Source organism: Synechococcus sp. Minos11 (genome assembly GCF_014279855.1).
Classification (GTDB): domain Bacteria; phylum Cyanobacteriota; class Cyanobacteriia; order PCC-6307; family Cyanobiaceae; genus RCC307.
Genome location: NZ_CP047953.1, coordinates 1,056,179 through 1,080,969, shown reverse-complemented (window position 1 = coordinate 1,080,969; position 24,791 = coordinate 1,056,179). Strand labels below are relative to the sequence as shown.

The following is a 24,791-nucleotide window of genomic DNA, read 5'->3' as shown; positions in this document are numbered from 1 at the left end:
AATTAAAAAGTGCTCGAATTTTAGTGGCGTCTCCAAGGACTGCCAGGCTCAGCCACTCAGTTCGCGCATGAAGCGATCCACCGAACGCAGGCCTGCCGTTGCAGCGCCACTGAGCAGTTCATCCAATTCTTCCGGTGCTGGTTTGGCCTCTTGGGTTCCGGCCAATCGGTATCCATCAGGGTCGAGCCGGTAGATCTGCCAATCGCTGGGGTGGGCATGGCGCAGCGCCGCTGCATTGAGTGGCTGCAGGGTGTAGGCGCTTTGCCATTGGGCCATGAAGCCGCGCCGACGCTCACGGGCAACGCTGCCGATGCCAACGGCCGCATCTTCGAGCCGGCCATTGAGCAACACCACAGGGCCAGCAAACTTGTCGCAGAGAATTTCCACCTCGTCGTAGTCCGGTGGGCCTGGGGTCACGCACACCAGCACAGTGCTTTCCGCTGGAAGCTCGCCGCGATAGCAATCCGAGACGCTGGTGATCGCATCGGCCTGATCTGGGGCATCGCGCTTGGCCAAGGCTGTGGCGCCAGCATCGGCAAAGAGAAGCCGGCAACGGCGTTCCGGTTGGTCCAACTTCCGTTGCAGTCGCAGGGCAACCGGGGCCAAGCGCAGCCCTTCAAAGCGCAGATCCAAGGTCCAGCGACCTTTTGCATTGCTGGCCAGGGCCGACTCCAGCGCTGTCAGCATCTCGGCCTCAGCGGCAACGAGATCAGCAGGAAGGCTCATGGCAACTCAACGGTGGGCAATTGGCGCAGCACCGATTCCAGCAGAGGCGGTAAGCCAATGAAGTCCTGTGGCTGCAGCCAGGGCCCCACACTGAAGCGCAATCCACTACGGGCTTGCCTGGGGTTGTAACCCAATGCCAACAGCGCCGGGTTGGCTTGATCAGTGCCGCTGCTGCAAGCCGAACCACTGCTCACCGCCACACCGGCTTGGGCCAGTTGACGCACGGCGGCGCGTGCTGAGAGCGGCTCTCCCTCCACTGACGACAGCAGCACAGCCAAATGGTGTGGCAAACACTCCGAGCCCCTCCAGCGGCCAACCCGCTCAAGGCCAGCAACGGCGGCTAGTCGCTGCCAAAGCTCATCCCGCAGGTCAGCCATCGCTTCAGCCAGCTGGGGTTGCAGGTTGAAGCGACATTCCAGGGCATCCACCATGGCTGCCACCAACCAAGGTGATTCGGTTCCTGATCGCAGACCTGATTCCTGCCCGCCGCCAAGCAACTGAGGTTGCAGAGCCTGCGGCTTGGGCATCACCAGGGCGCCCACTCCCCTGGGGCCCTGAAATTTGTGGGCGCTGATGCTCAGCAGATCCACCGGCAACGGAAGCAACTTCGAAACGGGGAGTTGACCGACCACCTGCACCGCATCGCTGTGCAATGGCACACCAGCTCGATGGCACAGGCGGCTGATCGCTTCCATGGGCTGCAGAACACCGAGCTCTGAGCTGGCCCACGCCACGCTGACAAGGCGAGTCGGTGGAACTAGCAATCCTTCGAGTGCCTGAAGGTCGATCCGCCCGTGGTGATCCAGGGGCAGGATCTCCACTTGCCAGCCCTCGGCGCGCAACTGATCGGCGCTGCGGCCAATGGCCGCATGCTCAAAGGCTGAAATCAACAGACGGCCCGGTGTTTGCCTGCGGCATACCCCGAACAGGGCCAAGTTGTCCGCTTCCGTGCCGCCTGATGTGAAGACGACCTGGCCATTGGGGCAGTCCAATAGCTCCAACAGCCGCTGACGGCTGCGTTCCAGTAACTCGGCAGCAGCAAGCCCTGCCGGATGAAGGCTTGAGGGATTAGCCCAAGCCTGCTGTTGGTAATCCAGAAGCCGTTGCCCAAGCCCCTCAGCAAGGGGCGTTGCAGCGCAGGCATCCAGATAGATCAGAGGCCTAGAAGCCGGCACGACGGCGGGTGCGCTCTTCAAGCGATGAATTCGCCAAACCCACCATGTCATCAAGCGACAGACGATCAAGGAATGTCATCGCTTGTTCCCGTGCCGCAGCACTGGGGCAGGCCTCAGGCCGGATGCAGCCGTCGCTGCAGAGGCTGGCGCAGTCAATGGCCTCAACGGCATCACTGCCGCCGGCTGCGGGCAGAACCCCTTCAAACACAAAGACGGCTGGACCGGCCATCTGAATGTGATTGGAGCTGTCCCAATCGATCTGAAGCGGCCCTCCAGGGAGCTGCACCGTCGCCTGGCGAGCACAGGCGCCACGCAGATGGGTTGCCACCACGGTGGCGCAGGCACCGGTGCCGCAGGCCAGCGTGGGGCCAGCACCCCGTTCCCAAACGCGCACTTGCAGCTGATCAGGGGCATGCACCTGCACGAAATGAACATTGGTGCGGGCCGGGAAGGCTGGGTGTTGTTCGAGAGCAGGGCCGAGACGCTCGAAGTCCAGCGACTCCAGGTCATCAACTTGCACCACCGCATGGGGATTGCCCATGCCAACGGCGGCAACCTGCAGCGAGATCCCAGCCACCTGCAATTCGCCATCCGGCAGCGGAGTTCCCGCCGCAAGGTTGGTGGGGATGGAGGCCGGCTCCAGGAACGGCTCGCCCATGTCAACCGTGACCTGATCAACCTCCAGCAAGCGCGGAATCATCAGCCCGGCCGGTGTTTCCACGCGCCACTGGGTGCCGCTGGCTGAGCCATCAAGATCCGCCAGAAAACGGGCAAAACAGCGGATGCCATTGCCGCACATCTCAGCCTCGCTGCCATCGGCATTGAGGATTTGCATGCGCACATCACCGCCCTGCTGCGGCGGGAGCGCCAAGATCAGGCCATCACCGCCAATGCCAAAGCGGCGATCACACAGTTCTTTGGCCGGATCACCGCCCATCTCTGGCAACGGTGTTGTGCGGCCATCCATGAGGATGAAGTCATTCCCCAGGCCTTGATATTTCCGAAACGAACGTGTCAAAACGCTTTGGCCACCTGATCTGATCGTATGGCCCCCGACCACGAACTCGACACGTCACTACCCGGGGTGCGGCTGCTGCAGCAGTGGATCCGCCAGCGGCGCACGATCAGCATCCAGCTCGCCAGCGGCCTGGAACTGCAAGGGCGGCTGTTGTGGCAAGACAGTGAATTTCTGGCGCTATTGCTGGCGGGTGCGGAACGGCCTGAGCTCATAGCCCGCGGGCGGATTGAACGGATCCGCTCGTTGGATGGGGACCCATCAACGGCCACAATGCCGTCTCCGCGGCTGCCGTTGCCGCCCATCTGACCCTGCCGATGGCCAGTTCCGAGTCCCGTTACAGCCCGACGTCTCTGGAGCCGAAATGGCAACAGCGTTGGCAGGAGATGGGACTGGACCGAACGCCAGAGCCCAGTGCAGAGCGTGCCGAGAATTTTTATGCCCTGTCGATGTTCCCCTATCCCTCGGGGAACCTGCACATGGGGCACGTGCGGAACTACGTCATTACTGATGTCATCGCCCGCTTGATGCGCCTCAAGGGCAAGCGGGTCTTGCATCCCATGGGCTGGGATGCCTTTGGGCTCCCGGCAGAAAATGCCGCCATTGAACGAGGTGTGGATCCGGCCGACTGGACCGACCGCAACATTGCCCAGATGCGCGAGCAACTGCAGCGTCTTGGCTTATCGATCGACTGGTCGCGCGAAGTGGCGACCTGCCACAGCGACTACTACCGCTGGACCCAGTGGCTGTTTTTGCAATTTCTCAACGCTGATTTGGCGTACCGCAAAGAAGCCACCGTCAATTGGGACCCCATTGACCAAACGGTGCTTGCGAACGAACAGGTGGACGCCGATGGTCGCTCTTGGCGATCGGGAGCTTTGGTTGAGAAAAGAAAGTTGCGCCAGTGGTTTTTGAAAATCACGGCGGTTGCCGATGAGCTGCTCGACGACCTCGAGCAACTCAAGGGATGGCCGGAGCGCGTGCGCACCATGCAGGCCAATTGGATTGGTCGCTCGAGCGGGGCCACCTTGCGCTTTGACATCGAGGCGGATGGCAAGCAGGCCATCGAGGTGTTCACCACCCGACCCGACACCGTGTTTGGCGTCAGCTATGTGGTGCTCGCCCCAGAGCATGACCTGGTGGATCAACTCACCAGTCCGGATCAGCGCCAAGCCGTTGAGGCTTTCCGGCAGAGCTTGCAATCCATCAGCGAACAAGACCGCGTGGCCGACGACCGGCCCAAACGCGGTGTCGCCACCGGCGGCACGGTGCAGCACCCCTTCACTGGACAAGCAGTGCCCGTTTGGATCGCCGATTACGTGCTGCCGGATTACGGCACCGGCGCCGTGATGGGTGTTCCGGCCCATGACTCCCGCGACTTTGCCTTTGCCAAGCAATACGACCTACCCATCACCACGGTGGTGGTGGAGCCAGGGCAAGCTCCTGACTCCGGCGAACCCAGCGAAGCCTTCACAGGCCTGGGGGAGTTGGTGGGCTCCGCTGAATTTGATGGGCTCCAGGGTGAGGAGGCCAAAACCGCGATCATCCAGGCCGCCGAACAGCGCGGTGTTGGTGCAGCCAAGATCACGTTCCGTTTGCGGGATTGGTTGATCTCAAGGCAGCGCTACTGGGGTTGCCCGATCCCGGTGATTCATTGCGATGACTGTGGCGTCGTGCCAGTGCCGGAATCCGACTTGCCGGTGGAACTACCCCGTGATGTGGACCTCAGCGGCAGCGGCGGCAGCCCCCTCGAGCGCGCCACCGAGTGGAAACAGGTGCGTTGTCCCAAGTGCGGCAAACCAGCCACGCGCGAGACCGACACGATGGACACCTTCATGTGTTCGAGCTGGTATTACCTGCGATACACCGACGCAAACAACGATTCAGCTGCCTTCACCAACGCCAGCATTGACGCCTGGATGCCCGTGGATCAATACGTCGGCGGCGTTGAGCACGCGATCTTGCACCTGCTGTATTCCCGGTTTTTCACCAAGGTGTTGCAGCAACGCAACTTGGTGAGTTGCTCCGAGCCATTCCAAAAGCTATTGACGCAAGGGATGGTGCAGGGGGTGACCTACCGCAACCCCAAAACGCGCAAGTACATCGCCCCCAGTGCTGTGAGCGATCCCAACCAACCAACCGATCCAGACGACGGCGAGGCCTTGGAGGTGTTCTTTGAGAAGATGTCGAAGTCGAAGTACAACGGCGTCGATCCAGGAGCCGTTGTGGATCGCTATGGCGCTGACACCGCCCGCATGTTCATCCTGTTCAAGGCTCCCCCGGAAAAGGATCTGGAATGGGATGACGCCGATGTGGAAGGGCAATTCCGTTTCCTGCAGCGCATTTGGCGCTTGTGTGATGGAGCCAAAGCCTCTGGATTGCAATTGCAGTCACCACTGCCGTTGCCCGCTGAGCTCACACCCGCCGAAACCGATCTGCGCCGAGCGGTGCACACCGCCATTGAGGCCGTCAGCGACGATCTCCAAGGCGATGAATTGCAGTTCAACACCGCCGTCTCTGAGCTGATGAAGCTCAGCAACGCCATGGCTGGACAACTGGAGGCTGTCAGCACGGCCGTGGCCCAAGAGGCTGTGCGCAGCTTGTTGCTGCTACTGGCTCCATTTGCACCTCACCTCGCTGATGAGCTCTGGGAGCAGCTGCAAGGCAGCGGCAGCATTCATCAACAGCGCTGGCCCGAAGTGGATGCCTCCGCGTTGGTGCGCGACACGATCACGGTGGTGCTGCAGGTGAAAGGCAAGGTGCGCGGCAATTTGGAAGTGCCAGCGGCCATCAGCAAAGACGAGTTGGAGCAGGTGGCTCTCGCCAGTGATGTGGCCCAAAAATGGCTGGAAGGCAATGCCCCCAAGCGGGTGATTGTGGTGCCGGGCAAGCTCGTCAACCTGGTGCCCTGAGTGAGCTCAGTGTTGATGGTGTCCGCTGGAGTGGACCTCTAAAAACTGCTGCATGGTGCTGCAGGGCATCCACAGCTGACCACCGGGTCCATGGGGATGGGCACCCACACATCCCATCTCGCGGGCCCGGGCTTCGGCTTCTTGCTGGGTTGCAAACATCAGTGGCGCTTCGGCCTGGTGACTCTGGCCACCCACCTGAATCGGGCCCATGCCAGCCATGCCGCCCCAGATCAATCCCATGGTGGTGAAACCAGCGGTGATCACCCCCATGCTCACCACTCCCAGGGAGATCACACCCATCGGCACCACGCCGATCGCAATGATTCCCATCGGCACCACACCGACTGACACGATCCCCAACGGAGAGATGCCAGTGGCCACCAGTTTGGGTTGATGGGAACTGCAATCCATGGATCCAGGCTAGGTAGGTTTTGAGGTTTCACAGGCAGCAGGGCCATGGCTGAGCGCGTTGCGGACTACCCACGGCCGCCGGCCTTGGTGAGTTCGGCTGCCGTGATCGAAGTGGTGGCTTTGGGGGTGGTGATCTGCAGCACCAGCCGCAGCCTGCGGGTGTTGGAAACGTTCCATCCGCCGACCTACTACCTCCCCCCTGAAAGCATTCGCCGCGATCTGCTGGTTCCTGGCAGGGGCCGCAGCTTTTGCGAGTGGAAAGGGATCGCCACTTACTGGGATTTGCAGGTGGGAGACCAACGTCTGGAGGGGGCCATCTGGAGTTATGAGGGACCAACCGATCGTTTTGCCGAGCTGGCCGGTTGGTATGCCCTCTATCCAGGTCGCATGGACCGCTGCCAAGTCAACGGTGAAGACGTGCAACCCCAACAGGGGGGCTTCTATGGCGGCTGGATCACATCGGATCTGATCGGCCCTTTCAAGGGTGATCCAGCCCACCCCGAACTGATCTGAGCACCACCGCGCTTAACCCAACTCCAAGCTGAGCTGGCCGTTATCCGCAGGCGGCCGCGCCCGGCGGCGACGGCGTGAACCATGGCGGCGTTGAATCGCCTCGGCTTCGCAGCGATACCCCTGTCCCTTTCGCAGGCCCCAGACCTGATCACGGGCTTGGCGCGCGGCCGCTTCGTAATCGACCACGGGATGCGGATAGGTCTCAGGTGGTTGAGCTAACAACCATGGGGTGTGAATCCCAGAAACGGGAACACCCTGCAATTCCGGTAGCCATTGACGGATAAACGCTCCTTCGGGGTCGTGATCAAGGCCTTGCTTGATCGGGTTGTAGATACGAACGGTGTTGATGCCCGAGGTGCCCGATTGCATCTGGCATTGGTTCCAATGGATACCGGGCTCGTAATCGACAAACAAACGGGCAAGGGCTTCACCGCTCTGCCGCCATGGCAGCCAAAGCTGATAGCTCGCCACCGACATCAACATCGCTCGCATGCGGAAATTGATCCAGCCGTGGTGCCGTAGAGCACGCATGCAGGCATCCACAAACGGCCAGCCAGTGCGGCCTTCAATCCACAGCGCCAGCCTCTGGGGATCATCAGCGCGCAAACCGTCGTAGGCGCGATGGGCATTTTGATATTCCAACGACGGCTGGCTCTCCAGTTTCTGGATGAAGTGGCAATGCCAATGGAGGCGTTCGACGAAGGCTTTTGGTCCGTTGTTCAGGCGCGCGGTCTGCACGATTTCACGCATCGACAACGTGCCAAAGGTGAGGTGAGCCGACAGGCGAGAACAGGACTCAAACGCTGTCAGAGGACTGGAGAGTTCCTTGGCATAGCGGCGGCCGCGATGGTGCAAAAAACTCTCCAGCAGCGCCACACCCTGGGACCGCCCGCCCCGTTGGCGACCTGGGCAAGGATCACTTGGAAGCTTGAGATCGCAAGCGCTGGGAATCCCACCGGGATCAATCCCTCCAAGCCTGGTCAGGGGCGCTGGATCAGCGCAAACGGGTTGGCGCATCAACAACTCCCAAGCCGGGGCCCAACCATCTCGGTTGCCCATGGCACGGATCACACCAAAGCTGCGGGGCTGATGCCACCGAATCGATTGCTCACGGCACCAGCTCGCCACCAAGCGGTCGCGGCGATAGGTGAAGTCATTGCCGGTTTCCTGATGGCTCCAAAGTTGGGCGATACCCCGTTGGCGGTGCAGCGCTTTCAGCACCGCCAAGGCTTCACCGGTTCGGATCACCAACGGCTGACCGAGAGCAGCCAATGCTTCGCGCAGCTCCGCCAGGGATTCAGCGCAGAACTCCCATTGACGAGCTGAGGCATCGGGCTGAGCCCAGAACATCGGCTCAACGATGAACAACGGCAGCACGGGGCCCGAGCGGCTCGCCTGCGACAGCGCCCCGTGATCACTCGTGCGCAGATCACGCTTGAACCACACCACTTGCAGTGATTGCCTTGGCTCTGAAACAGATTCGGAGGTTGTACTCCTGCTGGACACGTTGTCCCTGCTGCACAACTCGGCAAAGGTTCTAGCGATTCGCCAAACCACTCTGCGCCTCTTGACCATCCAGCCCTAGACCACCAATGCGTCACGGCTGTCTCGGTCGACAAGACGACCAAGAAAGCCCTCGGGTGGCAGATGAAATCAACGAGCTATCAGCGTCTGAGAGAGAAGTTTTTTTAACGGGAATCGGTTTTAGTCCCTACTGAGCGTGCTTCTGAGCGCCTCTCTTCGCGAGAGGACCAAAGCCCCCCTGAAGAGAGATTGTGAACAGGAAATAAAAGCTCATCAGAGAATAATCAGAGTAGTGGACTTCCATAACGCACTCCCTACATTCCCTTTGAAATCGCAGGCAGCCGATGCAAGACGGTCTCGATAACTACTCAAAAGAGGATCTGTTGATGCTGAGAGCTCAATGGGTCTTGCGGAAACACGAGAAAGACTTCAAAGCCCTAATGGAGTGCTCAGAGTTCAAGAGCTGTTGGCCCACTAACTCTGGAGCCAGACAGTTATTACTCCAGATGAGAGAACAGAACAGACGTGTTTGGAGGCAAGTTGGCAGGGAGCTTTATCCATGCCATGAGGCTGCCTAACTAGCTTTATCAACTTGGTATTTGAATCAATCAGTGTCAGTGATTTGAGCCGGTTCAAAAAGACAATGGAGGATTGATTGGATCAATCCATTGGCAGCGCACTCACCGCAGCAGCTCAGGTGGGGATGGACGGCGCTGCACGGCTACGGCGGCGATCAAGCCACCGACAAAACCAGAGATATGGCCGATCCAGCTCACACCCGGCGGATTGAGAAAGGGCAACAAGGCGGGAAGCAAACCGCCATAGGCGAGCAAGCACCCCAACGACAAGATCACGCTCAACGGTCGCTTCTCCAACCAACCAATCAGCAGCAGATAGGCCAGCAGGCCATACACCACACCAGAAAGCCCATGGCTTGCCACAGGCAGCCACAACCACACCATGGCTGCTGTGGCATACACACCAATCCAAACGGCCACATAGGCCCGGACGCCATTGAGTAGGACGAGATAGGACAGCGGAAGGAACCAGAGACTGTTGGACACCAGGTGTGACCAATCGCTATGGCTAAACGGGGCTGTCAACACACCCCAAAACGGCCCGCCATGGACCATCGGCAGGGCCCAACGGCCTCCAAACAGCAGCTGGTCGAGACTTTCCTGAAACCAGGCAATCCCCAGCAGCACAAGCGGCAGCAGCAGCATGCCGGCGCATCAAGGACCCGTATTCAAACGAACCCAAAGCTCATGCGGTTGATCGGCACTTACTCAAACGCTGGCTTGCAAGCCACAGCAGATGCCGCCTTGGCGTTTTACGAGCGCCGCCCTGATCTACACACCAGCGGACTCAGCTTTGGCGACGACCCCAGCAACCCCCGCAAGGTGTCAACCGACATCTCGCTGGTGTGGGTGGACCGGAGTGATCCCGAGGCCTTTGGCATTAGCGACCTGTTAATGCGAGCTGTTTCCGCTGGATTGAATCAATACCTCAAAGAACGGGAGCTCTTCAGCCAAGTGACCCCTGAGGGATCGCTGTTTGTGGTGCCTTTATTCAACTTGCAGCGTTATGCGCCAGGTGAAGGTTTCAAGGCATGGCATGCCGACTGGAGCACAGCTGATGACATCACCCAACCGATTCGCCGGGTCTTGGCTTGGATCCTTTATCTCAATGACGTCGACAACGGCGGCACGGAGTTTCACTGGCAGGATCACCACGTCGAAGCACGCCGCGGCACCTTGGCGATTTTTCCAGCCGGCTTGAGCCACGTGCATCGCGGCCGTGTGAGCCAAGAGCAGCCCAAAACCATTGCCACGGGCTGGATCAACGCCGGGAGCTTGGATGGGTTTGTGCAGCACCTCCAACAGGCCTAGTCGCGCCGTCACTCAACATTTCGTAACATTGGTGAAACAGCTCGGGGTCTACCCATGCTTCCGCTGAATCGCGAATTCTCCGTTGCCCTGCACGAGCGTTCGATTGATGCCTGCCAAGACATCGAAGAACTGCGTGATGTCGCCAAATCACTGCTGAGGATTTGGCAACTGCAGGCCTCAGTGACCGAGACCTACGGTGCCGAGCTCCTCGGATTTAAGCGCAAGCAAATCTGAAATGGCTGAGCTGACACTTCTATTTGATGGCGGTTGCCCCCTCTGTCTGCGGGAGGTCAACACCCTCAAGCGTCTCGATGGGGGACGTCAGCGGCTGGCATTTGTTGATATCGATGATCCCCATTACTCCCCAGATCTCCACCAGGGCATTAGTTACCGCCAGGCCATGGGACGCATTCACGCCATTGCAGGCGATGGTGAGATCGTTACCGACGTGGCTGTGTTCCGGCGGGCCTACGGATTGGTGGGTTGGGGCTGGCTATACGCGCCGACGAACTGGCCGGTGGTGGGCCCTGTTGTGAATGCGCTGTACGGCTGGTGGGCAGCCAAACGCTTGCAACTCACGCGCCGGCCCAACCTCGATCAGCTCTGTGACAGCCGCTGCGACATCACACGATCATCAGCACCGATCAGCTAAGGCATCAAAATTGAGTCAACGAGGTTGTTTGGGCTGACCATGCGTCTGGCCAGTGCCCGCTCCTACGCGCTGCTTTCCGTTGCGGCGGCACTGCTGACCATTGCCCTCAAGACGCTGGCCTGGTCAATCACCGGCTCTGTGGGCTTGCTCTCCGACGCCCTTGAATCCTGCGTCAATTTGGTGGCAGCGCTCACAGCGTTTTGGGCCTTAGGCCAAGCCTCCAAGCCCGCTGATCGCAACCACAGCTTCGGCCATTCCAAAGCGGAGTACTTCTCCAGCGGCCTTGAAAGTGCCCTGATCGTTGTTGCAGCGATCGGAATCATCTGGACTGCTGCCGGACGGCTACTCAACCCCGTGCCGATCAGTTCGGTGGATCTGGGCCTAACGCTCTCATTGATCGCCACGGCGCTCAACGGCGCTGTTGCCTGGCTGCTCCTGCGGGCAGCGCGCCGGTTCCGTTCGATCACGCTGCGGGCCGATGCTCAACACCTGCTGAGCGATGTGTGGACATCGGTGGGAATCGTGGTGGGGATCGTGCTGGTGAAGCTCACAGGTTGGCTGGTGCTGGATCCATTGATCGCCATTGCCGTGGCCATCAACATCACGCTCACCGGAGTGCATCTGTTTCGAGAGACCGCCTCTGGATTAATGGATCATTCCCTCCCTGAGGCGGAACTGCAGAGCCTCGAGGCTTTCCTCACCCAGCGCAGTGGCAATGGGATTGACTTCCACGCCCTGCGCACCCGCGTGGCTGGCTCAAGGCGATTCATCTCTCTGCATGTGCTGGTGCCCGGTGGCTGGAGCGTCAAAGAGGGCCATGACTATTGCGAAACCATCGAACGTGAAATCGCTGCGCTGGTGCCTGAGTCCCACGTGTTCACCCATCTCGAGCCGATCGAAGATCCGCTCAGCTGGCAAGACCGCAACTTCCGCTGGGATAACGAGACCGAGCCGCTGTAAGTAACCAACAAAGGATCTGGCACTGATCTGGTCTGATTTTGGTCTCACCAGTGCCAATTTGAGCCTTTATGCTCCATTGGCGTGCAGGAGTCACAGCCCCAACACGAGCTCACCAGCATTGCCCGCTGGTTCACTGGTCATGGCGAGATCGCCTCGATTCAGCCCTTGGGCAACGGCAATGTCAACGACACCTTCTTGGTCGAACACGGCGATGGTGTTCCCCAGCGGTTTGTGATGCAGCGCATCAACACCACCGTGTTCGAACGTCCGGAAGAGGTGATGCACAACCTCGTGCAAGTCAGCCAGCACGTGGAGCGCAAACTCAGCCAAGAGCCCACTCAGCCAGGAGAGCGCCTGTGGGAGATGCCGCGGGTGATTCCCCTGCATTTCAGCGAAGGGCACTGGGTGGAAGCGGAAGGGTCGTTTTGGCGCGGCATCAGCTACATCGGTGCAACGATCAGTGTTGATGTGGTTAGCAGCCTCAAGCAGGCCTACGAGGTGGGCTATGGCCTCGGCATGTTCCATCAGCTCATTGCCGATCTCCCCAGTGAGCAGTTGCGTGACACCTTGGAGGGTTTCCACATCACCCCCTCTTACCTGGCTGATTACGACGCGGTTGCGGCCCAGGCTTCCGTTCCGCTCACCACCCAGGAAAGCCACTGCCATCAGTTCATTGCTGATCGCGCCCGGTGGGCATCGGTTTTGGAAGATGCCAAGCAGGCCGGCTATTTAAGCCTGCGGCCCATCCATGGAGACCCCAAGGTCAACAATTTGATGATGGATGCCGAGTCAGGCAAAGCCATTGCCTTGGTTGATCTCGACACGGTGAAGCCTGGCCTGGTGCATTACGACATCGGCGATTGCTTGCGTTCCGGGTGTAACCCCTTGGGAGAAGAAACGCGCGAACTTGAAGCCGTGGTGTTTGACCTCGAGCGCTGCGAAGCGATTTTGAGCGGTTATCTGGAAACAGCAGGACAAACCCTGAGCGAAGCCGATCACCGCTACCTCTTTGATGCGATTCGCTTGATCCCCTTTGAATTGGGACTGCGATTTTTTACCGATCACCTCAAGGGCAACAGCTACTTCAAGGCGGATCGAGCGGGACACAACCTCGATCGTGCCCTGGTGCAATTTGCCCTGACCGCCAGCATCGAAGCGCAAGAAAACGAGATTCGGGAGCTGCTCGATCAGCTGCGCTGAATGACCTGGCATCAGCTCACCTGCTTCGGCGACACGGTCGCACCCGATTGGCTCTTGAAGGCACGCCTTAAGCGTGTCAGCCATCGATGTCTTGCTCTGGACTATGAACTGCTCGCCCCAGCGGCTGAAGTGATCTGGCCGACCGCCTCGATCAGCCCTCAACGCCGTGATGAGCTGTGGCTGAGCACCTGCCTGGAGCTGTTCATCGCCACCCCCGCTGGTCAGCCGTATTGGGAGATCAACCTCTCACCCACTGGCGATTGGAACCTCTACCACTTGGACGACTACCGCCAAGGACTGAAACCTGATCCAGACATCGAGCCCATCAACATTCGCTCGAACTCAGCCGCTGATCACCATCAGCTCCACGCGATGCTCCAGGTTCCTCCAGCACTGCTCGAAGCGCCCAAGCTGCAAGCCAACCTTTGCGCGGTGCTGCAACACGTGAACAACACCAACAGCTACTGGGCTGTGTGCCATCCCGGCCACGAGGCTGACTTTCATGCCAGGGCTGGCTTTGTGTTGGAGGTGTGATGCTTTTGCTGGCCCAAGCCGCTGCGGCAGCGGTGATCTATATCGGCGGTTCAGGCCAGCAAGCTGAGCAGGCGGTTCGCAGCAACCACGGCGATGTGGGAAGCACCATGGTGCAGCTCAGCCGCCGCTGGCTTGGTGCTCCTTACCGGGCCTTCAGCTTGGATCAATCGCCTCAGGAGCGCTTGCAGGTTGATTTGCAGGGTTTTGATTGCTTTTTGCTGGTGGAGCAAGCGCTGGCCTTGGCCCGCAGCCAAACCAAAACCGGATTTGAACAGTCATTGCAGCAGCTGCGCTACGGCGGCCAATCAACCGACTACTGCCACCGGCAGCACTACTTCACCCGCTGGGCCCAAACCGCCATCGACCAAGGGGCGATTAGAGATCTCAATCCAGCTCTACCGGGTGTGACGAGCCGCCAACGACGCCTCAATTTCATGAGCCGTCACCCCGACAGCTACCAACCCATGCAACAGCGACGAAACCGCGACTGCATTGGCAAGCTTGAGCGCGACTTGCTCGTGAGCCAAAGCTTTGTCCCTCTCAAGACTTTGCCCGCGGCGTTGGCAAAGCTCCGCAATGGCGACATCTTTGCCCTGGTGACGGATATCAACGGCTTGGATGTCACCCATGTGGGCCTGGTGGAGCGCAACGGCAACCAAGTGAACGGGCTGCATGCGGCCCCAGGCCATGGGGTGATCCGCAGCCCTGATCTGGTCCGTTATGGAGGATCGATCGACAATGTGATCGGGATGAGTTTTTTCCGCCCCCTGCCGCGATGAGCGTTCAAGACCGCCGAGATCTTGCCTTTTTGATCCTGGCTGGTTTGTTTCTCGGAACGATGGGGATGTTGAACATCCTCGGGCTCACGCGCTTTTTGACGCTGGGCACGATTGGTCAGTGGCCGATTGTGGTGGCCATTGGCGCCCTTCCCTATCCGATCACCTTTCTCTGCACTGACTTAATCAGTGAGCTGTGGGGTGAACAGAAAGCCTCACAGCTGGTTTGGGTGGGCCTGCTGCTCAATGGCTGGGTGGTGTTCATCCTCTGGTTGGGCGGGTTGCTGCCCGGCACCGATGGCGATGTTTTCTTTGCTGTGCAACGGCTCGCCTTTGGAGCCGTTGGCGCCTCAATGGTCGCCTACATGGTTGCCCAGTTCACCGATGTGCGTTTATTCCATTTCTGGAAACGCCTCACCAAGGGCCGTGCCCTATGGCTACGCAACAACGGCTCGACGTTGGTGAGCCAACTGGTGGACACCACTGCTGTGGTGCTCATCAGCCACTACGCCGGCCATGTGTTGCCTGTGAATGTCGAGGAGCGGCTGATGCCGCAACTGATTGGGTTCATTGCCAGTGGCTACCTGTTCAAGGTGCTCGCCGCCTTGCTCGACACTGGGCCCTTGTATGTGCTGGTGCATTGGCTGCGCCAGTGGTTGGAGATCCCGGGGGAAGGGAGTGAGATCAGCGATGTCAAGCCAGTTGCCCCCACACCGTGAGGTAGCGATCCTCCCGTTCGATCACTTTGAGTTGCGGCAACTGGGCCTGCTGCAGCTGCTGGTGCACCTCTTCGGCGCTGAAGGCGGCCCGCAAGGAGGCTTCATAGTCGCGCTTGAGAACGGCAGGCGCCGTTGCGGCATGGCGCTCGACCAGCTGCTGCAGACCCTCTTCGTTGTGGGGCCGGCGCAGGTCATGAATCACCACAACACAACCCGGAGCAGCGACGTGTTTGATGGAATTCCACAGCACGGCAGGCTCGTGCAAGTGATGCAGCAGGCTGTTGCTCACCACAGCGCTCGCCCCACCCGGGAGTGTGGGGTCAGGCAAACAGGCCTGTTGCCATTCCAATCGCCTGGCTTGATCGGACGGAAGAAATTGGGCGCGCTCTTTTGCCACCGCCAGCATCTTTGGCGCGCCATCGACGCCCAACACCTCAAGCTGCGGCCAGCGCTGGACCAAAAGCAGGGCAATGTTGCCTGGCCCGCACCCCAAATCGATCACCCTCTCGCCCAAACCGGCGGGGAAGCGCTGCGCGATCCACTCCACCAAGGCTTGATCGCTGTGGGAAAAGTCCGCAGCGGCATAGGCCTCCACCTGGTCGGTGGCATTCATCAATTCCGGTTCAACTTGGCGCTTCAGCATCGTCAATTCACGTAGAGCGTTCGGGCTTGATCGAGAACGGCCAAAAGGTCGTGATCGTTGAGCCGTAACGCCTCAGGCCAAAGGCCGCCAAGCCATTGACGAAAGCGCTCGGCATCGCTCCCATCCCCCCGTTGCCAAGGCTCAAAAAATGCCTCTTGGGAGGCCAAGACCCGAAATTTGAGAAATTCCAGCAGCCTGGCTCGCAAGCGCAGTTGTTCTGAGGGATCCAGCATCAGGCTGGCTTGGTGGCGATGACCGCGAAAAAGGGATCGCCTTTGCCACCAATCCAGCCCATCACACCGCTGGCCTGCGTGTCTTCAGCAATCAACTCCGGTTGCGGCCAGCCTTGGGCCATCAACACCTCAGCCACGTAGCTGAGGTGATCACGATCGGAACCATCGGCCCATATCTGGGGCGCCTTGGTGAAAAACATGCGATTGCTGAAGGCCACGATCAATTGCGAATCGGGCCGAAGCACACGCCATAGCTCACGGGCCACCGCCTCGGGCTGTTGCAGGTACTGCCAACCCGCCACGATCAAGCAGGCATCAACACTGGCATCCTTCAAAGGCAGCTGTTGATCACGGTTGAGGTTTTGGCGCCAATGGCGATCGAGCCGCGGGTTGGCCTCCAATTCAGCGGTGTTCAGTCCATGGCCGATCACCGTCTGATAGCTGATTTCATCGGGCAGATGACTGACCCAACTGCTCATTAAATCCAGCACCACCGCACAGGGGGGGATCCTCTGCCGGTAGAGCTGCGTTAAGCGGCGACGAAACGCCTCATCGAGATGCTGAACAAAGCGCGGCTCGGCATAAAACAGATCGTCGTTGCTTTCGTCCCACTTGCGGCGTTGGTCTTCAGTCAGTACGGCCATCGCCAGCGATCAACTCGAAGTCATCAAAACAAAATCCTGGCGACACCGTGCAATGCACCAGGCTCCAGTCGCCCAGGCTGCGGGCGCTTTGCCACTGATCAGCCTTGATCAATTGCCAGGTGGGCTGCGGGAATGGTCCGAGCTCGAGGGTTTCCACGCGACCTCCGGGCTGCTGACGCAGTAACTCCACGGGGGCGCCGGCGCTGTAGTGCCATATCTCATCGGCACCCAAGACCCGATGCCAGGCGCTCACCACACCAGCTGGAAGCAAGAAATCGATCACCGTGCAGGCCTGACGCGGCTGCCCGTCGCTGCGTTGAACCACCACCTCAGAGCGATGGCACTCGCGGTAAAAACCACCCTCTGGATGGGGCTGAAGTTTCAGATCAGAGATCAGCTGCTGGCTGAGATTGTTGAGAGACACAAAAAAAGCCCCGTCTGCACGGAGCCTCTGGGGGTGTGTGAGGAGTAGCTGATGGGCTACACCTTTAATTTCGTCTCAAAATTCTCGAACTGGACTTGCGCCGGGACGCTTGGCACAGTGGCCTATGCCTCGTACCGCAGAGATGCTGCCCAGCCGCGAACGACTTGAGCAACTGTTCGACAAACCGTATGGGGAGACCGCTCCAACGGAAGACCAGTGGCGAGCGTTCTACGCCGAAGGGGTGCATTTCATTGATCCAACCCAAGAGAAGCAAGGTCTCAAGGCCTACCTCGAAGCGCAAGAAGGGTTGGTCAAACGCTGTGACGACGTGATGCTCAAACCAGCCGCCGTTGCCATCGAGGGGGATGTGGCCTTTGTGGAGTGGACCCTGGGCCTGAAGATTCGCGGCATCGAATTTGTGTACCCCGGGGTGAGTCGCCTGCATTTTGATGGGCAAGGGTTGATCGACGATCACCGCGACTACTTCGATTTCGTTGGTCCAACCTTTGGCCCGGTTCCCCTACTCGGCCCCTTCGTGCGCTGGATGTACAAGCGCTTTGTCTCATGAGCGAGCTGGCGGTGGTGGGGCACACCGAGTGGGTGGAATTCCTGCGGGTGCCGCACCTGCCGAAGCCTGGGCAAATCCTCCATGCAGAGGGCCTGTTGGCTCAGCCCGCTGGTGGCGGGGCGGTGGCGGCAGTGCAGCTGGCCCGCTTGGTGGGTAGCGCCCACTTCATCACGGCTCTTGGCCGTGATTCGCTTGGTGAACAGGCTCTCCAGCAGCTCCAGGCGCTGGGGCTCAGGGTTTCGGTGGTGTGGCGTGATCAGCCCACACGGCGGGCCATCACCTACATCGATGCTGATGGTGAGCGAAGCATCACCGTGGTGGGGCAACGGTTAAGCCCCCAGGCGGGTGATGCGCTGCCATGGGATGAGTTAACCCACTGCGATGGGGTGTACGTCACTGCCAGCGATGCAGCAGGACTGCGGTTAGCGCGCAAGGCCGCGGTGCTGACCGCCACTCCGCGAACAGGTTTAGGGATCCTGGAGGCGTCGGGCGTTCAGCTCGATGCCTTGATCGGCAGCGGGCGCGATCCGAGCGAGCAGGTGCCAGACGGATCCTTAAGCCATCCCCCCACACTGCGGATTGCCACCGAAGGAGACCAGGGAGGCTGGAGTGAACCTGGGGGACGCTTTGCCGCCATAGACCGGGGGGAGCCCCAAGGCGACACCTACGGAGCCGGGGATTGTTTTGCCGCTGGTGTCACCGCGGGTTTGGCCATGGGCATGGGCTCGCAGCAGGCCATCGCCCTGGGATGCCGCTGCGGTTCCCACTGCATCGATGGGGTTGGCGCTTACGCAGCGATGATGGTGGGACTCTGAGGCATCCATGGCTGGGATCCGCGATCGTGACTTTCTGACGGCTTGCGCTCGCTTGGCCAGCTGCCTCAACCTCAGCGCTGCTGCTGCGCGCCAGCGGGTGGACGTGCAGGCACGCAAAGAGGGGTTGCGCGATACCCAAGAGAAACTCGCGTTGGTGGAGCGCCTGCTGGAAGAAGCCAAGCAGGACCAACAACAGCAGGAAGCCCGCTTGGACGATCAATTGGAGGCCCTGGAATCCGAGGCCTATTTCCTCACCGAGGATTGAGCATGGAAAGCGAGTTGCTGGCTCTCTTGCAAGACGCCAAGCCCGACCGCGACAACGTTGAAAGCCTGATCAAGGCACTTGAGGCTGCCGCCACGATTGATCTGGCGCAGGTGGCTCAACAGCAACAGCTCGAGGGAGTTTGGGAGTTGCGCTGGAGCAGCTCCAGCCAGCCCTATCTGCAGGTGCAGCCCTGGCTTGAAAATTTGCAGGTGTTGATGCCTAGCCAAGGACGTGGCATGAATCTGCTGCGGCTGCCGCCTCCACTTGCCGCAGCCGGGGTGGCTGTGGAAGCGGAATTGACCCTAGAACCGCCCAAACGGGTTCTGGTGCGGTTTCGACGCGGCGGCTTAGTCGGACCACAACTCGCGGGTTGGCGGGCCAATCTGATGGCGGGGATCCAACAACGCTTTCCGGCTTGGCTGGATATCACCGCCCTCAGCGATGAGCTTCGACTGTGCCGCGGGCAGAACGGCACGCTGTTTGCCCTGCGCAAGCGCCATGATCTCGAGGCCTCTGTCTTGCTGCCTTGAGTCGTCGCGCCCTGCTCGAGCACAACAGCGGCGAGTGGCATGGACTCTTCATCCGGTTGGATCATGCCGGCGTTGAGCAAACACGCTTCAACACAGTGCTGCAGGTGCATGACGAAGCTGATCAGGTCGTCGCAGCGTTGACCGACTGCAGCACCGGACAAACCCGCACGATGCGCTTTGGCGAGCTGCCGGCTGCGATGCAAGTGGATCCAGCGGGCCATTGGAGCCTGGGGCCTGATCCGTTCACCCCCTGGAATTGGAACTATGAGCTGTGTTTGGCCGTTGGACAACAGCGCCGGCGTTTGATCGTCCGAGGCAACAGCGGTGGTCTGCACTCACTCGTGATGGTGCAAGAAGCCCGCGCCGGCATTCCACTCGAGGAGCCAGAAACGCCATTGCGCTGCTCGATCGAAAGCCATGGCGATCGCCACTGCTGGAGCTTGCAACCGGATCTACAGATGCTGCTGGATGGCCGCAACTGTTCACTGCAATGGCAACAAACCAATGGAACCTGGCTGGCTATTAAGCGGCACTACGGCGCCGATGGAGCGCTGTTGGCGTTGACGTCCGCAGCGGCAGCTGGTGCAGCACATCCGGCTGAATGGCAGCACTGAAATTCGGATCACAGCTGAGCAGCAACACCTGAACGCCTCGCTCCCGAGCGCGCTGGAACATGGCGTTGAGGGCAGACCAGCGGCTGGGGTCGACATTGGTGAAGGCATCGTCGAAAAGCACCGGCAAGACGCCGTCGTAGGCAGCTGCCAACACCTCTGCCATCGCCAAGCGCACAGCAGCAGCCAAGAGCTCCCGAGTTCCGCCGCTGAGATCGTCAAATCCCCAAGCAACGCCTGAATCCCGCTGCCAATCGAGATCAACAAAACCTTGGCGCGGATCAAACCGCAGGCCAAGCCGTGATGGGGCCTTGGTGAAACAACGCAGGTAGGCCTCAAGGGAGTCGGCCAAAGGAGCGCTGTAGCTCTCAGAAAGCTGGGCCTGCTCCTGCTCGAAAGTTTGGAGCAGCAGATTCAGCATCCGAGCTTCATCCTGCAGGGTTTGGCGCTGTGAGGCGCAATCCTCGAGATCAGCCCGGGCCATCTCGAGTTGTTCCTGTAAGCCCCGCTCCCCTTGGCTTTCCAAGAGGGCCCGGCTAGCGGCCCGTTGCTGCAGCCATTGATCACGCTGGTGTTGAACCGCAACAGGGCTCACGCCATCAAGACGGTGCACACCCTGACGTTGCAATTGCTCATCGAGCCGTTGCAGCTGCTGCTGACCCTGCTTGAGCTCCTGCTGCAGACGAGACACCTGCTGCCGAAAGCTCTCTAATCCACCATGGCTTTGTTGCACTTCCTCCAGCACGGTTTGCGCCCGGGTCTGATGTTGCAAGTCGCTCTGGCAGGAGGCCTGCAATTGCTCCAACTGCTGGCGCTGCTGGCTGAGATCGGCCTCGGCTTGATTGCGCTGTAGCCGCAACGCTTTGCCTTGGGGCACCAGGGCATCCAGCTGCTCCCGCAATTGGCTCAGATCGGCATCCTTTGGCGGTTCGGGCAAGGCAGCGATCTGTTGGCGTAGTTGATCCACGGCAATCGCTCCTTGTTGGGAGCGGAGTTGGCGCCATTCAGCGATCAACTCGCGGCGTTCGCGCTCGGAAGCTTTGGCGGCCTTAACATCCGACAGGTTCCAGCGCTGCAGCGCTGCTGAAAGCTGCTGGTCCAACTGGGCCTTGGTTTGGCGCAGCTGGTCCAAGCGACCGGCACCGCCAGGACGAATCTGCAACACAAAGCCACCTGAAGCCGAGCGCAATTCAGCGTCTTGATCCAGATCGAGCGCATCCCCTGCCCGAAGCGGTTGGTCGTTGAGCAACAGGGCTTGATCGGTGGCTGTGAGCTCGAGGCCCGTGCTGAGGCTCGCCAAGGCAACGGCCGCATCCTGATGCGAACGCTCGAGCTGTTGCAGAGACTCAAGATCCGCCGGCTCCAGGGCTGGTAGCTGCTCGGCCCTCTGCTTGAGCTCAGCGCTGCGGATGGCTAGCGCTTGCAGCTGATCAGCCTGCTGTTGCAACTGCAAAACGCGCATCCACTGCTGCAAGGTTTCCGCCTGAGCGATGGCTTGATCCAATGCTTCGCTGGCGGCTTTAAAGCTGAGCTCGGTCTCTGGCAGGCGTTGTTGCAGCGCCTCGAGCTGCGCTTGCGACGGAGCAAGTGAGTGCCGCAGCTGCTGAAGGTGTTCGGCTGCTTGCTCGCCGCGCTGCAACACGGGTTGCCATTGCGACAACTGCTCTTGAACGCGCTGCTGTTGGTCCTGGAGCTGTTGACGTTGCTTGAGCAATGGCAACTGGACATCGAGGGCCTGCAATGCACTCGCAGCTTCAGCAAAATCCCGCTGGGCCTGCTGCTGAGCATGCTCGTCCTGCTCCAATTGGCTGAGGTTTTCGGCGGCCTTGGCTTCCGCTTTCAGCGCACGATCAAGTTCAGAGCCCGCACGCCCTTCGCGTCCACCATCGGTGTGGCTGAGGGACCAACGCTGGCGAATCGCCTGTTGAATCTGCTGATCAAAGCCTGATTGGATGGTTTGGGCTTGATGCTGGAGCTGTTGGAGCAAGCGCTCTTGATCAATCGTGGCCGGAGCCAGGCTCAAGGGATCAACACCTGCCTGCCCTTGCCACACCCAAAGGTGAGCCCAACGCTCGCGCAAACGTCCGAGATTGCCGCCACGAACGGCTGAAGCGCCGACCAACTGGGCCAGGCGCTCTTCAGCCCGTTCCCCTTCCAGAACGCTGCCGGCGGCGTCGCTGAGGCTGACGCTGCCGCGGCTTCCCGCGAAGGTTTTGCGCAGCTGGTAGGTGTTGCCATCTGCACTGAACTGCAGGCTGATGGTGGGATCGGCCTCAAAGGGGCGTGTGCGGAGTTGGTTCAAAGCAGCCCCGGCAGTGCGCGCTGGCAAAAACAGCGCCCGATGTATGGCCTCAGCCAAGGTGCTCTTGCCCGATTCGTTGGCCCCCTCAAGGACCGTGATGCCACTGGCCAGCGGCAGGTTCAACTGCCGGTGCAGGCGCACATGCTCAAGGGTGATCTGAAGCAACTGCATGGTCAGATCTCCTGGGATGCCAGCAGTTGCAACTCCCGCAAGGCCAGAACGGCCAAGCGCGATTCTTCGGCATTGTCCTGTTGGAGGCTCTGCTCTTTCAAAGAGCTCACCACCCGAGCAAATAACGGATCACCAGGCCGGTCCAACAAAGGTGCCAGTTCGGCGTCACTCGGGAGAGTTCGCACCCGCTGGCGATGTTTTAAACGCAACAGACGGCTTGACAGCGACGTCAGCCAAGCTTCCAGCCGTGCGGCACCGGTCAAGGACAGCTGGCCGTCGAGCTCCAGCAGCAACAGGTCTTCACCACTGCGCTGACCCAGATGCTGTTGAACCTGGCGCTCGAGCAACTCGAGATCAGCATCCCCCTGCAGCCGCATGGTGATGTGATGCCACTGCAGGGCGCCTGTGGGCTCGATGCTGACGGCAGGAGAGCAGCCACGCTCCAGCTCCACCAGCAACACCTGGGAACTGGCGTAATCGGCAGTGCGAGGGAAGCGATCCTGTTCAGGACAGCCGCAATACCAGGCGTTGGCGCTGACCTGCTTGAGGCCGTGCCAATCACCCAAGGCGATGTAATCGCAGAGGCCCTGCGGAAGCTGCTCAAGAGACAGCTGGTTGGAGCTGGCCTCCTGGGAATCAAGGGCCGCAAAGCTTTGAACAGATCCGTGGGCCAAAACAATCCGGGGACCGTCGGGCAATTCACTGGTGTCGAGCTGCGTCAGCCAGCTGAGCGGATCCTCGACAGCGGTTTGGCGCATCAGGGGACACGGCAACACCACAGCCCCGCATAACGACACCGGCTGCCGCTCGAGCAAGATCTGAAGATTGGGGGCGACATCGGCGCTGAGCTCCTGAAACCAGCCCTGATGCCAAAGGCTGCCAGGACCGCCATGGTCGTGGTTCCCGGGAATGACCAGCACAGGAGCAGGGATTTGGCCGATGGCACTCAAAGCTTGAGCAACCTCTGAGCGGGCTGGTGCTGGCGAGTCAAATAGATCCCCCGCCACCAGAACGAAATCCAGCTGCTGCCGTTGCACCAACAGCGCCATGCGTTGGATCACAGCAATCCGAACCTGCTTGAGGCGAGCGCGGTGGTCTGGATCAACCACCCGGGCATAGGGCTTGCCGATCTGCCAGTCCGCCGTGTGCAGAAAGCGAACCAAGCGCAGCCCTCAAACAACGCTAGTTCTAGCGTACTACTGGCGATTCGTCCCCATGCCCTGTGCCAGAGGCAAAACCCCTTCGCTCAGTCATGAACAGACACAAAACAGGGGAATAAATCCATGCGAACTGTTGCGGCGGTTACAAGGCAGTAACACCAGCGGCTTAAGGTACTCTTAATAGTTCGGAGGTCGATTATTGATTCATTTCCCACTACTTCTGGCTGCAGCGGTTCTCGGCGGGATCCCCCTCAATAGCCATGCCTCTTTTTGTCAAGACAATCGCCATTCCATGGGCGGATTTGACCCTGCCGTGGGCAGCGTGACCCTCTGCAGAAAGAATCTCAATAGAGAAAAAAACTCCTATCTCAATGTCATCAAGCACGAACTGGCCCATGTGGTTCAACACCGCATGGGACGCAACGGCGATGCCTTGATGCCGAGTTCGCTGCTTTCGCCGCTGGTGCGCGAACTACTGCCTCAAAAAGAGGTGATGGCTGTCCTGATGCAATACCCCAACCACGAGATCAACGGCGAACTGGAAGCCCGACTGGCCAGTCGCTACATCCCTTCTGAGCTCATTGCCGTGGCTGTTGTTGCGACCCGGAACTGGAGCCAAGGCCAGGGCCACCACGGCGGACCGCTTCTCAGTAGATAAACCTAGGAAGAGAAAAGTTGTTGAATCGCAAAGATTCATCGTGTTGGCACAAAGAACTTATAAAAGCCCGTCAAAGTTTCAACACATCAGGCATAGTGATAAGAGTTGGTTAGGAGCGACGTTGGCTGGCCTGTTGAACCTGCATAGCCAGCGGATGTATCGCTTAACAAGCCTGAACGGGGACCCCCATCCCGTTCTGGATGATGTTTACGAAAGCTTTGATTCCGCCTGGACTGATGCATCATCCTGGTGGCAAAATCATGGCCATACCGAACAAGAACCAATCCCTATTGGTGTCGAAGTCAGTACACGCAGCGGCAGCTGGCGAACCCTGCAATACCCCTGTCAGCAAGAAGGTCGGGCAGTGCTATTTCCTCAGCGTCCGATTCCAACCAAGCGCCACAAAGCCTGATTCTTAGGCCAGACAACCAATCCGCTGTTCGAGCAAGCTGACCACCTGCAGCCAGGACAAGTGCAGTGGACGTGATGCACTGTGTCGCTGCAGCTCCTGTTGACAATGCACCAAGATTTGGTGGTGAAGTCGGCTGATTTCCTCTGGATTGATCTGCGGTGGCAGCTCACAAATCAGGCATGGGTGACCCCATTGATCCGTCAAGGTGATGCAAGAGGGGGCAAGCGTCGGCACGACCGGGATCCACCTGGTGACTTAGCACTCCTAATCCTGGTCGGCCCACAATTGGATGCTTCATCACCATAAATTCCACTTCCTGGCCAGAGAATTTCTGATACCTTCCCAGCAC

29 protein-coding genes are annotated in these 24,791 nt (G+C 59.8%); 17 read left to right on the top strand and 12 right to left on the bottom strand.

The genetic code is table 11. The features are described 5' to 3' along the window. Window positions 1-48: 48 nt before the first annotated feature. The 3 genes from SynMINOS11_RS06045 to dapF are packed head-to-tail and all read right to left on the bottom strand — an operon-like array spanning window position 49 to window position 2,919. Window positions 49-726: a DUF1995 family protein gene (locus SynMINOS11_RS06045; protein ID WP_186550517.1), complete on the bottom strand. Its 678-nt coding sequence runs from the start codon at window positions 724-726 to the stop codon at window positions 49-51. Next, window positions 723-1,922, bottom strand: coding sequence for a cysteine desulfurase family protein (locus SynMINOS11_RS06040; RefSeq protein ID WP_255445518.1), 1,200 nt, complete (start codon window positions 1,920-1,922; stop codon window positions 723-725). The genes SynMINOS11_RS06045 and SynMINOS11_RS06040 overlap by 4 nt, the downstream gene beginning before the upstream one ends. Continuing rightward, on the bottom strand, window positions 1,888-2,919 hold the full coding sequence (gene dapF, locus SynMINOS11_RS06035) for a diaminopimelate epimerase (protein ID WP_255445517.1): 1,032 nt from the start codon (window positions 2,917-2,919) through the stop codon (window positions 1,888-1,890). Before dapF ends, SynMINOS11_RS06040 begins: the two co-directional genes overlap by 35 nt. 27 nt (window positions 2,920-2,946) lie before the next feature. On the opposite strand from dapF, the gene SynMINOS11_RS06030 reads away from it, so the two are divergent. Beyond that, window positions 2,947-3,225 (top strand): Hfq-related RNA-binding protein, encoded by a 279-nt coding sequence (locus SynMINOS11_RS06030; protein ID WP_186550511.1) that lies wholly within the window; start codon window positions 2,947-2,949, stop codon window positions 3,223-3,225. Between the two features lie 8 nt (window positions 3,226-3,233). Further along, on the top strand, window positions 3,234-5,828 hold the full coding sequence (leuS, locus tag SynMINOS11_RS06025) for a leucine--tRNA ligase (protein WP_186550509.1): 2,595 nt from the start codon (window positions 3,234-3,236) through the stop codon (window positions 5,826-5,828). A 6-nt stretch (window positions 5,829-5,834) separates the two neighbouring features. Here the strand turns inward: leuS and SynMINOS11_RS06020 are convergent, their stop codons facing one another. After that, window positions 5,835-6,239, bottom strand: a complete 405-nt coding sequence (locus tag SynMINOS11_RS06020; protein ID WP_011935604.1) for a hypothetical protein — start codon at window positions 6,237-6,239, stop codon at window positions 5,835-5,837. 45 nt (window positions 6,240-6,284) lie between these two features. Here SynMINOS11_RS06020 and SynMINOS11_RS06015 point away from each other — a divergent pair, with 45 nt between their 5' ends. Next, entirely contained in the window at window positions 6,285-6,752 is a 468-nt protein-coding gene (locus tag SynMINOS11_RS06015) for a DUF427 domain-containing protein (protein ID WP_011935603.1), read from the top strand. Between the two features lie 12 nt (window positions 6,753-6,764). Here SynMINOS11_RS06015 and SynMINOS11_RS06010 read toward each other — a convergent pair whose 3' ends face one another. Beyond that, window positions 6,765-8,327 (bottom strand): FAD-binding domain-containing protein, encoded by a 1,563-nt coding sequence (locus SynMINOS11_RS06010; protein ID WP_255445515.1) that lies wholly within the window; start codon window positions 8,325-8,327, stop codon window positions 6,765-6,767. Window positions 8,328-8,956: 629 nt separating this feature from the next. Then, window positions 8,957-9,499 (bottom strand): rhomboid family intramembrane serine protease, encoded by a 543-nt coding sequence (locus tag SynMINOS11_RS06005; RefSeq protein WP_186550505.1) that lies wholly within the window; start codon window positions 9,497-9,499, stop codon window positions 8,957-8,959. Between the two features lie 42 nt (window positions 9,500-9,541). Here SynMINOS11_RS06005 and SynMINOS11_RS06000 point away from each other — a divergent pair, with 42 nt between their 5' ends. The 8 genes from SynMINOS11_RS06000 to SynMINOS11_RS05965 all read left to right on the top strand — a co-directional run bounded on the left by SynMINOS11_RS06000 (window position 9,542) and on the right by SynMINOS11_RS05965 (window position 15,006). Beyond that, window positions 9,542-10,165 carry a 2OG-Fe(II) oxygenase gene (locus SynMINOS11_RS06000; protein ID WP_186550504.1) on the top strand — a complete coding sequence of 208 codons (624 nt, stop codon included), beginning with the start codon at window positions 9,542-9,544 and terminating at the stop codon, window positions 10,163-10,165. 54 nt (window positions 10,166-10,219) lie between these two features. Continuing rightward, a complete protein-coding gene (locus tag SynMINOS11_RS05995) occupies window positions 10,220-10,399 on the top strand; it encodes a hypothetical protein (protein WP_011935598.1) in 180 nt (59 codons plus the stop codon). Between the two features lies 1 nt (window position 10,400). Continuing rightward, entirely contained in the window at window positions 10,401-10,817 is a 417-nt protein-coding gene (locus SynMINOS11_RS05990; RefSeq protein WP_186550502.1) for a thiol-disulfide oxidoreductase DCC family protein, read from the top strand. Between the two features lie 33 nt (window positions 10,818-10,850). Beyond that, window positions 10,851-11,777, top strand: a complete 927-nt coding sequence (locus SynMINOS11_RS05985; protein WP_222929720.1) for a cation diffusion facilitator family transporter — start codon at window positions 10,851-10,853, stop codon at window positions 11,775-11,777. Between the two features lie 81 nt (window positions 11,778-11,858). Further along, entirely contained in the window at window positions 11,859-12,977 is a 1,119-nt protein-coding gene (locus SynMINOS11_RS05980; RefSeq protein ID WP_186550500.1) for a phosphotransferase enzyme family protein, read from the top strand. Beyond that, the gene (locus tag SynMINOS11_RS05975) at window positions 12,978-13,511 is read left to right on the top strand and encodes a DOMON-like domain-containing protein (protein ID WP_186550498.1); all 534 of its coding nucleotides are present in this window, start codon (window positions 12,978-12,980) and stop codon (window positions 13,509-13,511) included. It abuts the gene before it with no gap. Beyond that, window positions 13,511-14,290 carry an N-acetylmuramoyl-L-alanine amidase-like domain-containing protein gene (locus SynMINOS11_RS05970; RefSeq protein WP_186550496.1) on the top strand — a complete coding sequence of 260 codons (780 nt, stop codon included), beginning with the start codon at window positions 13,511-13,513 and terminating at the stop codon, window positions 14,288-14,290. The genes SynMINOS11_RS05975 and SynMINOS11_RS05970 overlap by 1 nt, the downstream gene beginning before the upstream one ends. Continuing rightward, window positions 14,287-15,006, top strand: a complete 720-nt coding sequence (locus tag SynMINOS11_RS05965) for a queuosine precursor transporter (RefSeq protein ID WP_011935592.1) — start codon at window positions 14,287-14,289, stop codon at window positions 15,004-15,006. The genes SynMINOS11_RS05970 and SynMINOS11_RS05965 overlap by 4 nt, the downstream gene beginning before the upstream one ends. Here the strand turns inward: SynMINOS11_RS05965 and SynMINOS11_RS05960 are convergent. From SynMINOS11_RS05960 to SynMINOS11_RS05945, 4 genes are read right to left on the bottom strand one after another with little or no spacing between them, the layout of a single operon-like run. Further along, complete coding sequence (locus tag SynMINOS11_RS05960) at window positions 14,981-15,649, bottom strand: class I SAM-dependent methyltransferase (RefSeq protein WP_186550494.1); 669 nt, start codon at window positions 15,647-15,649, stop codon at window positions 14,981-14,983. The genes SynMINOS11_RS05965 and SynMINOS11_RS05960 overlap by 26 nt on opposite strands. Before the next feature lie 2 nt (window positions 15,650-15,651). Then, window positions 15,652-15,882, bottom strand: coding sequence for a hypothetical protein (locus SynMINOS11_RS05955; RefSeq protein ID WP_011935590.1), 231 nt, complete (start codon window positions 15,880-15,882; stop codon window positions 15,652-15,654). Next, window positions 15,882-16,526, bottom strand: a complete 645-nt coding sequence (locus SynMINOS11_RS05950) for a class I SAM-dependent methyltransferase (RefSeq protein ID WP_186550492.1) — start codon at window positions 16,524-16,526, stop codon at window positions 15,882-15,884. Before SynMINOS11_RS05950 ends, SynMINOS11_RS05955 begins: the two co-directional genes overlap by 1 nt. Next, entirely contained in the window at window positions 16,510-16,950 is a 441-nt protein-coding gene (locus SynMINOS11_RS05945) for a cupin domain-containing protein (RefSeq protein WP_186550491.1), read from the bottom strand. Before SynMINOS11_RS05945 ends, SynMINOS11_RS05950 begins: the two co-directional genes overlap by 17 nt. Window positions 16,951-17,092: 142 nt before the next feature. Here SynMINOS11_RS05945 and SynMINOS11_RS05940 point away from each other — a divergent pair, with 142 nt between their 5' ends. Genes SynMINOS11_RS05940 through SynMINOS11_RS05920 form a run of 5 tightly spaced genes read left to right on the top strand, consistent with a single transcriptional unit; the run spans window position 17,093 to window position 19,742 of the window. Beyond that, window positions 17,093-17,518, top strand: coding sequence for a nuclear transport factor 2 family protein (locus SynMINOS11_RS05940; RefSeq protein ID WP_043736842.1), 426 nt, complete (start codon window positions 17,093-17,095; stop codon window positions 17,516-17,518). Next, entirely contained in the window at window positions 17,515-18,333 is an 819-nt protein-coding gene (locus tag SynMINOS11_RS05935; protein ID WP_186550489.1) for a PfkB family carbohydrate kinase, read from the top strand. The genes SynMINOS11_RS05940 and SynMINOS11_RS05935 overlap by 4 nt, the downstream gene beginning before the upstream one ends. A gap of 7 nt (window positions 18,334-18,340) precedes the next feature. After that, window positions 18,341-18,598: a hypothetical protein gene (locus tag SynMINOS11_RS05930; RefSeq protein WP_011935585.1), complete on the top strand. Its 258-nt coding sequence runs from the start codon at window positions 18,341-18,343 to the stop codon at window positions 18,596-18,598. A 2-nt stretch (window positions 18,599-18,600) separates the two neighbouring features. Next, entirely contained in the window at window positions 18,601-19,128 is a 528-nt protein-coding gene (locus tag SynMINOS11_RS05925) for a PAP/fibrillin family protein (protein ID WP_186550487.1), read from the top strand. Next, window positions 19,125-19,742, top strand: coding sequence for a hypothetical protein (locus SynMINOS11_RS05920; protein ID WP_186550485.1), 618 nt, complete (start codon window positions 19,125-19,127; stop codon window positions 19,740-19,742). The genes SynMINOS11_RS05925 and SynMINOS11_RS05920 overlap by 4 nt, the downstream gene beginning before the upstream one ends. Here SynMINOS11_RS05920 and SynMINOS11_RS05915 read toward each other — a convergent pair. Both SynMINOS11_RS05915 and SynMINOS11_RS05910 read right to left on the bottom strand, forming a co-directional pair. Next, window positions 19,651-22,212 carry an AAA family ATPase gene (locus tag SynMINOS11_RS05915; protein WP_186550483.1) on the bottom strand — a complete coding sequence of 854 codons (2,562 nt, stop codon included), beginning with the start codon at window positions 22,210-22,212 and terminating at the stop codon, window positions 19,651-19,653. The two genes, SynMINOS11_RS05920 and SynMINOS11_RS05915, sit on opposite strands and share 92 nt — an antisense overlap. Window positions 22,213-22,214: 2 nt before the next feature. Continuing rightward, window positions 22,215-23,375 carry a metallophosphoesterase family protein gene (locus SynMINOS11_RS05910; RefSeq protein ID WP_186550481.1) on the bottom strand — a complete coding sequence of 387 codons (1,161 nt, stop codon included), beginning with the start codon at window positions 23,373-23,375 and terminating at the stop codon, window positions 22,215-22,217. A 289-nt stretch (window positions 23,376-23,664) separates the two neighbouring features. Here SynMINOS11_RS05910 and SynMINOS11_RS05905 point away from each other — a divergent pair, with 289 nt between their 5' ends. Then, window positions 23,665-24,030, top strand: coding sequence for a hypothetical protein (locus SynMINOS11_RS05905; RefSeq protein ID WP_186550479.1), 366 nt, complete (start codon window positions 23,665-23,667; stop codon window positions 24,028-24,030). Window positions 24,031-24,791 lie beyond the last annotated feature (761 nt).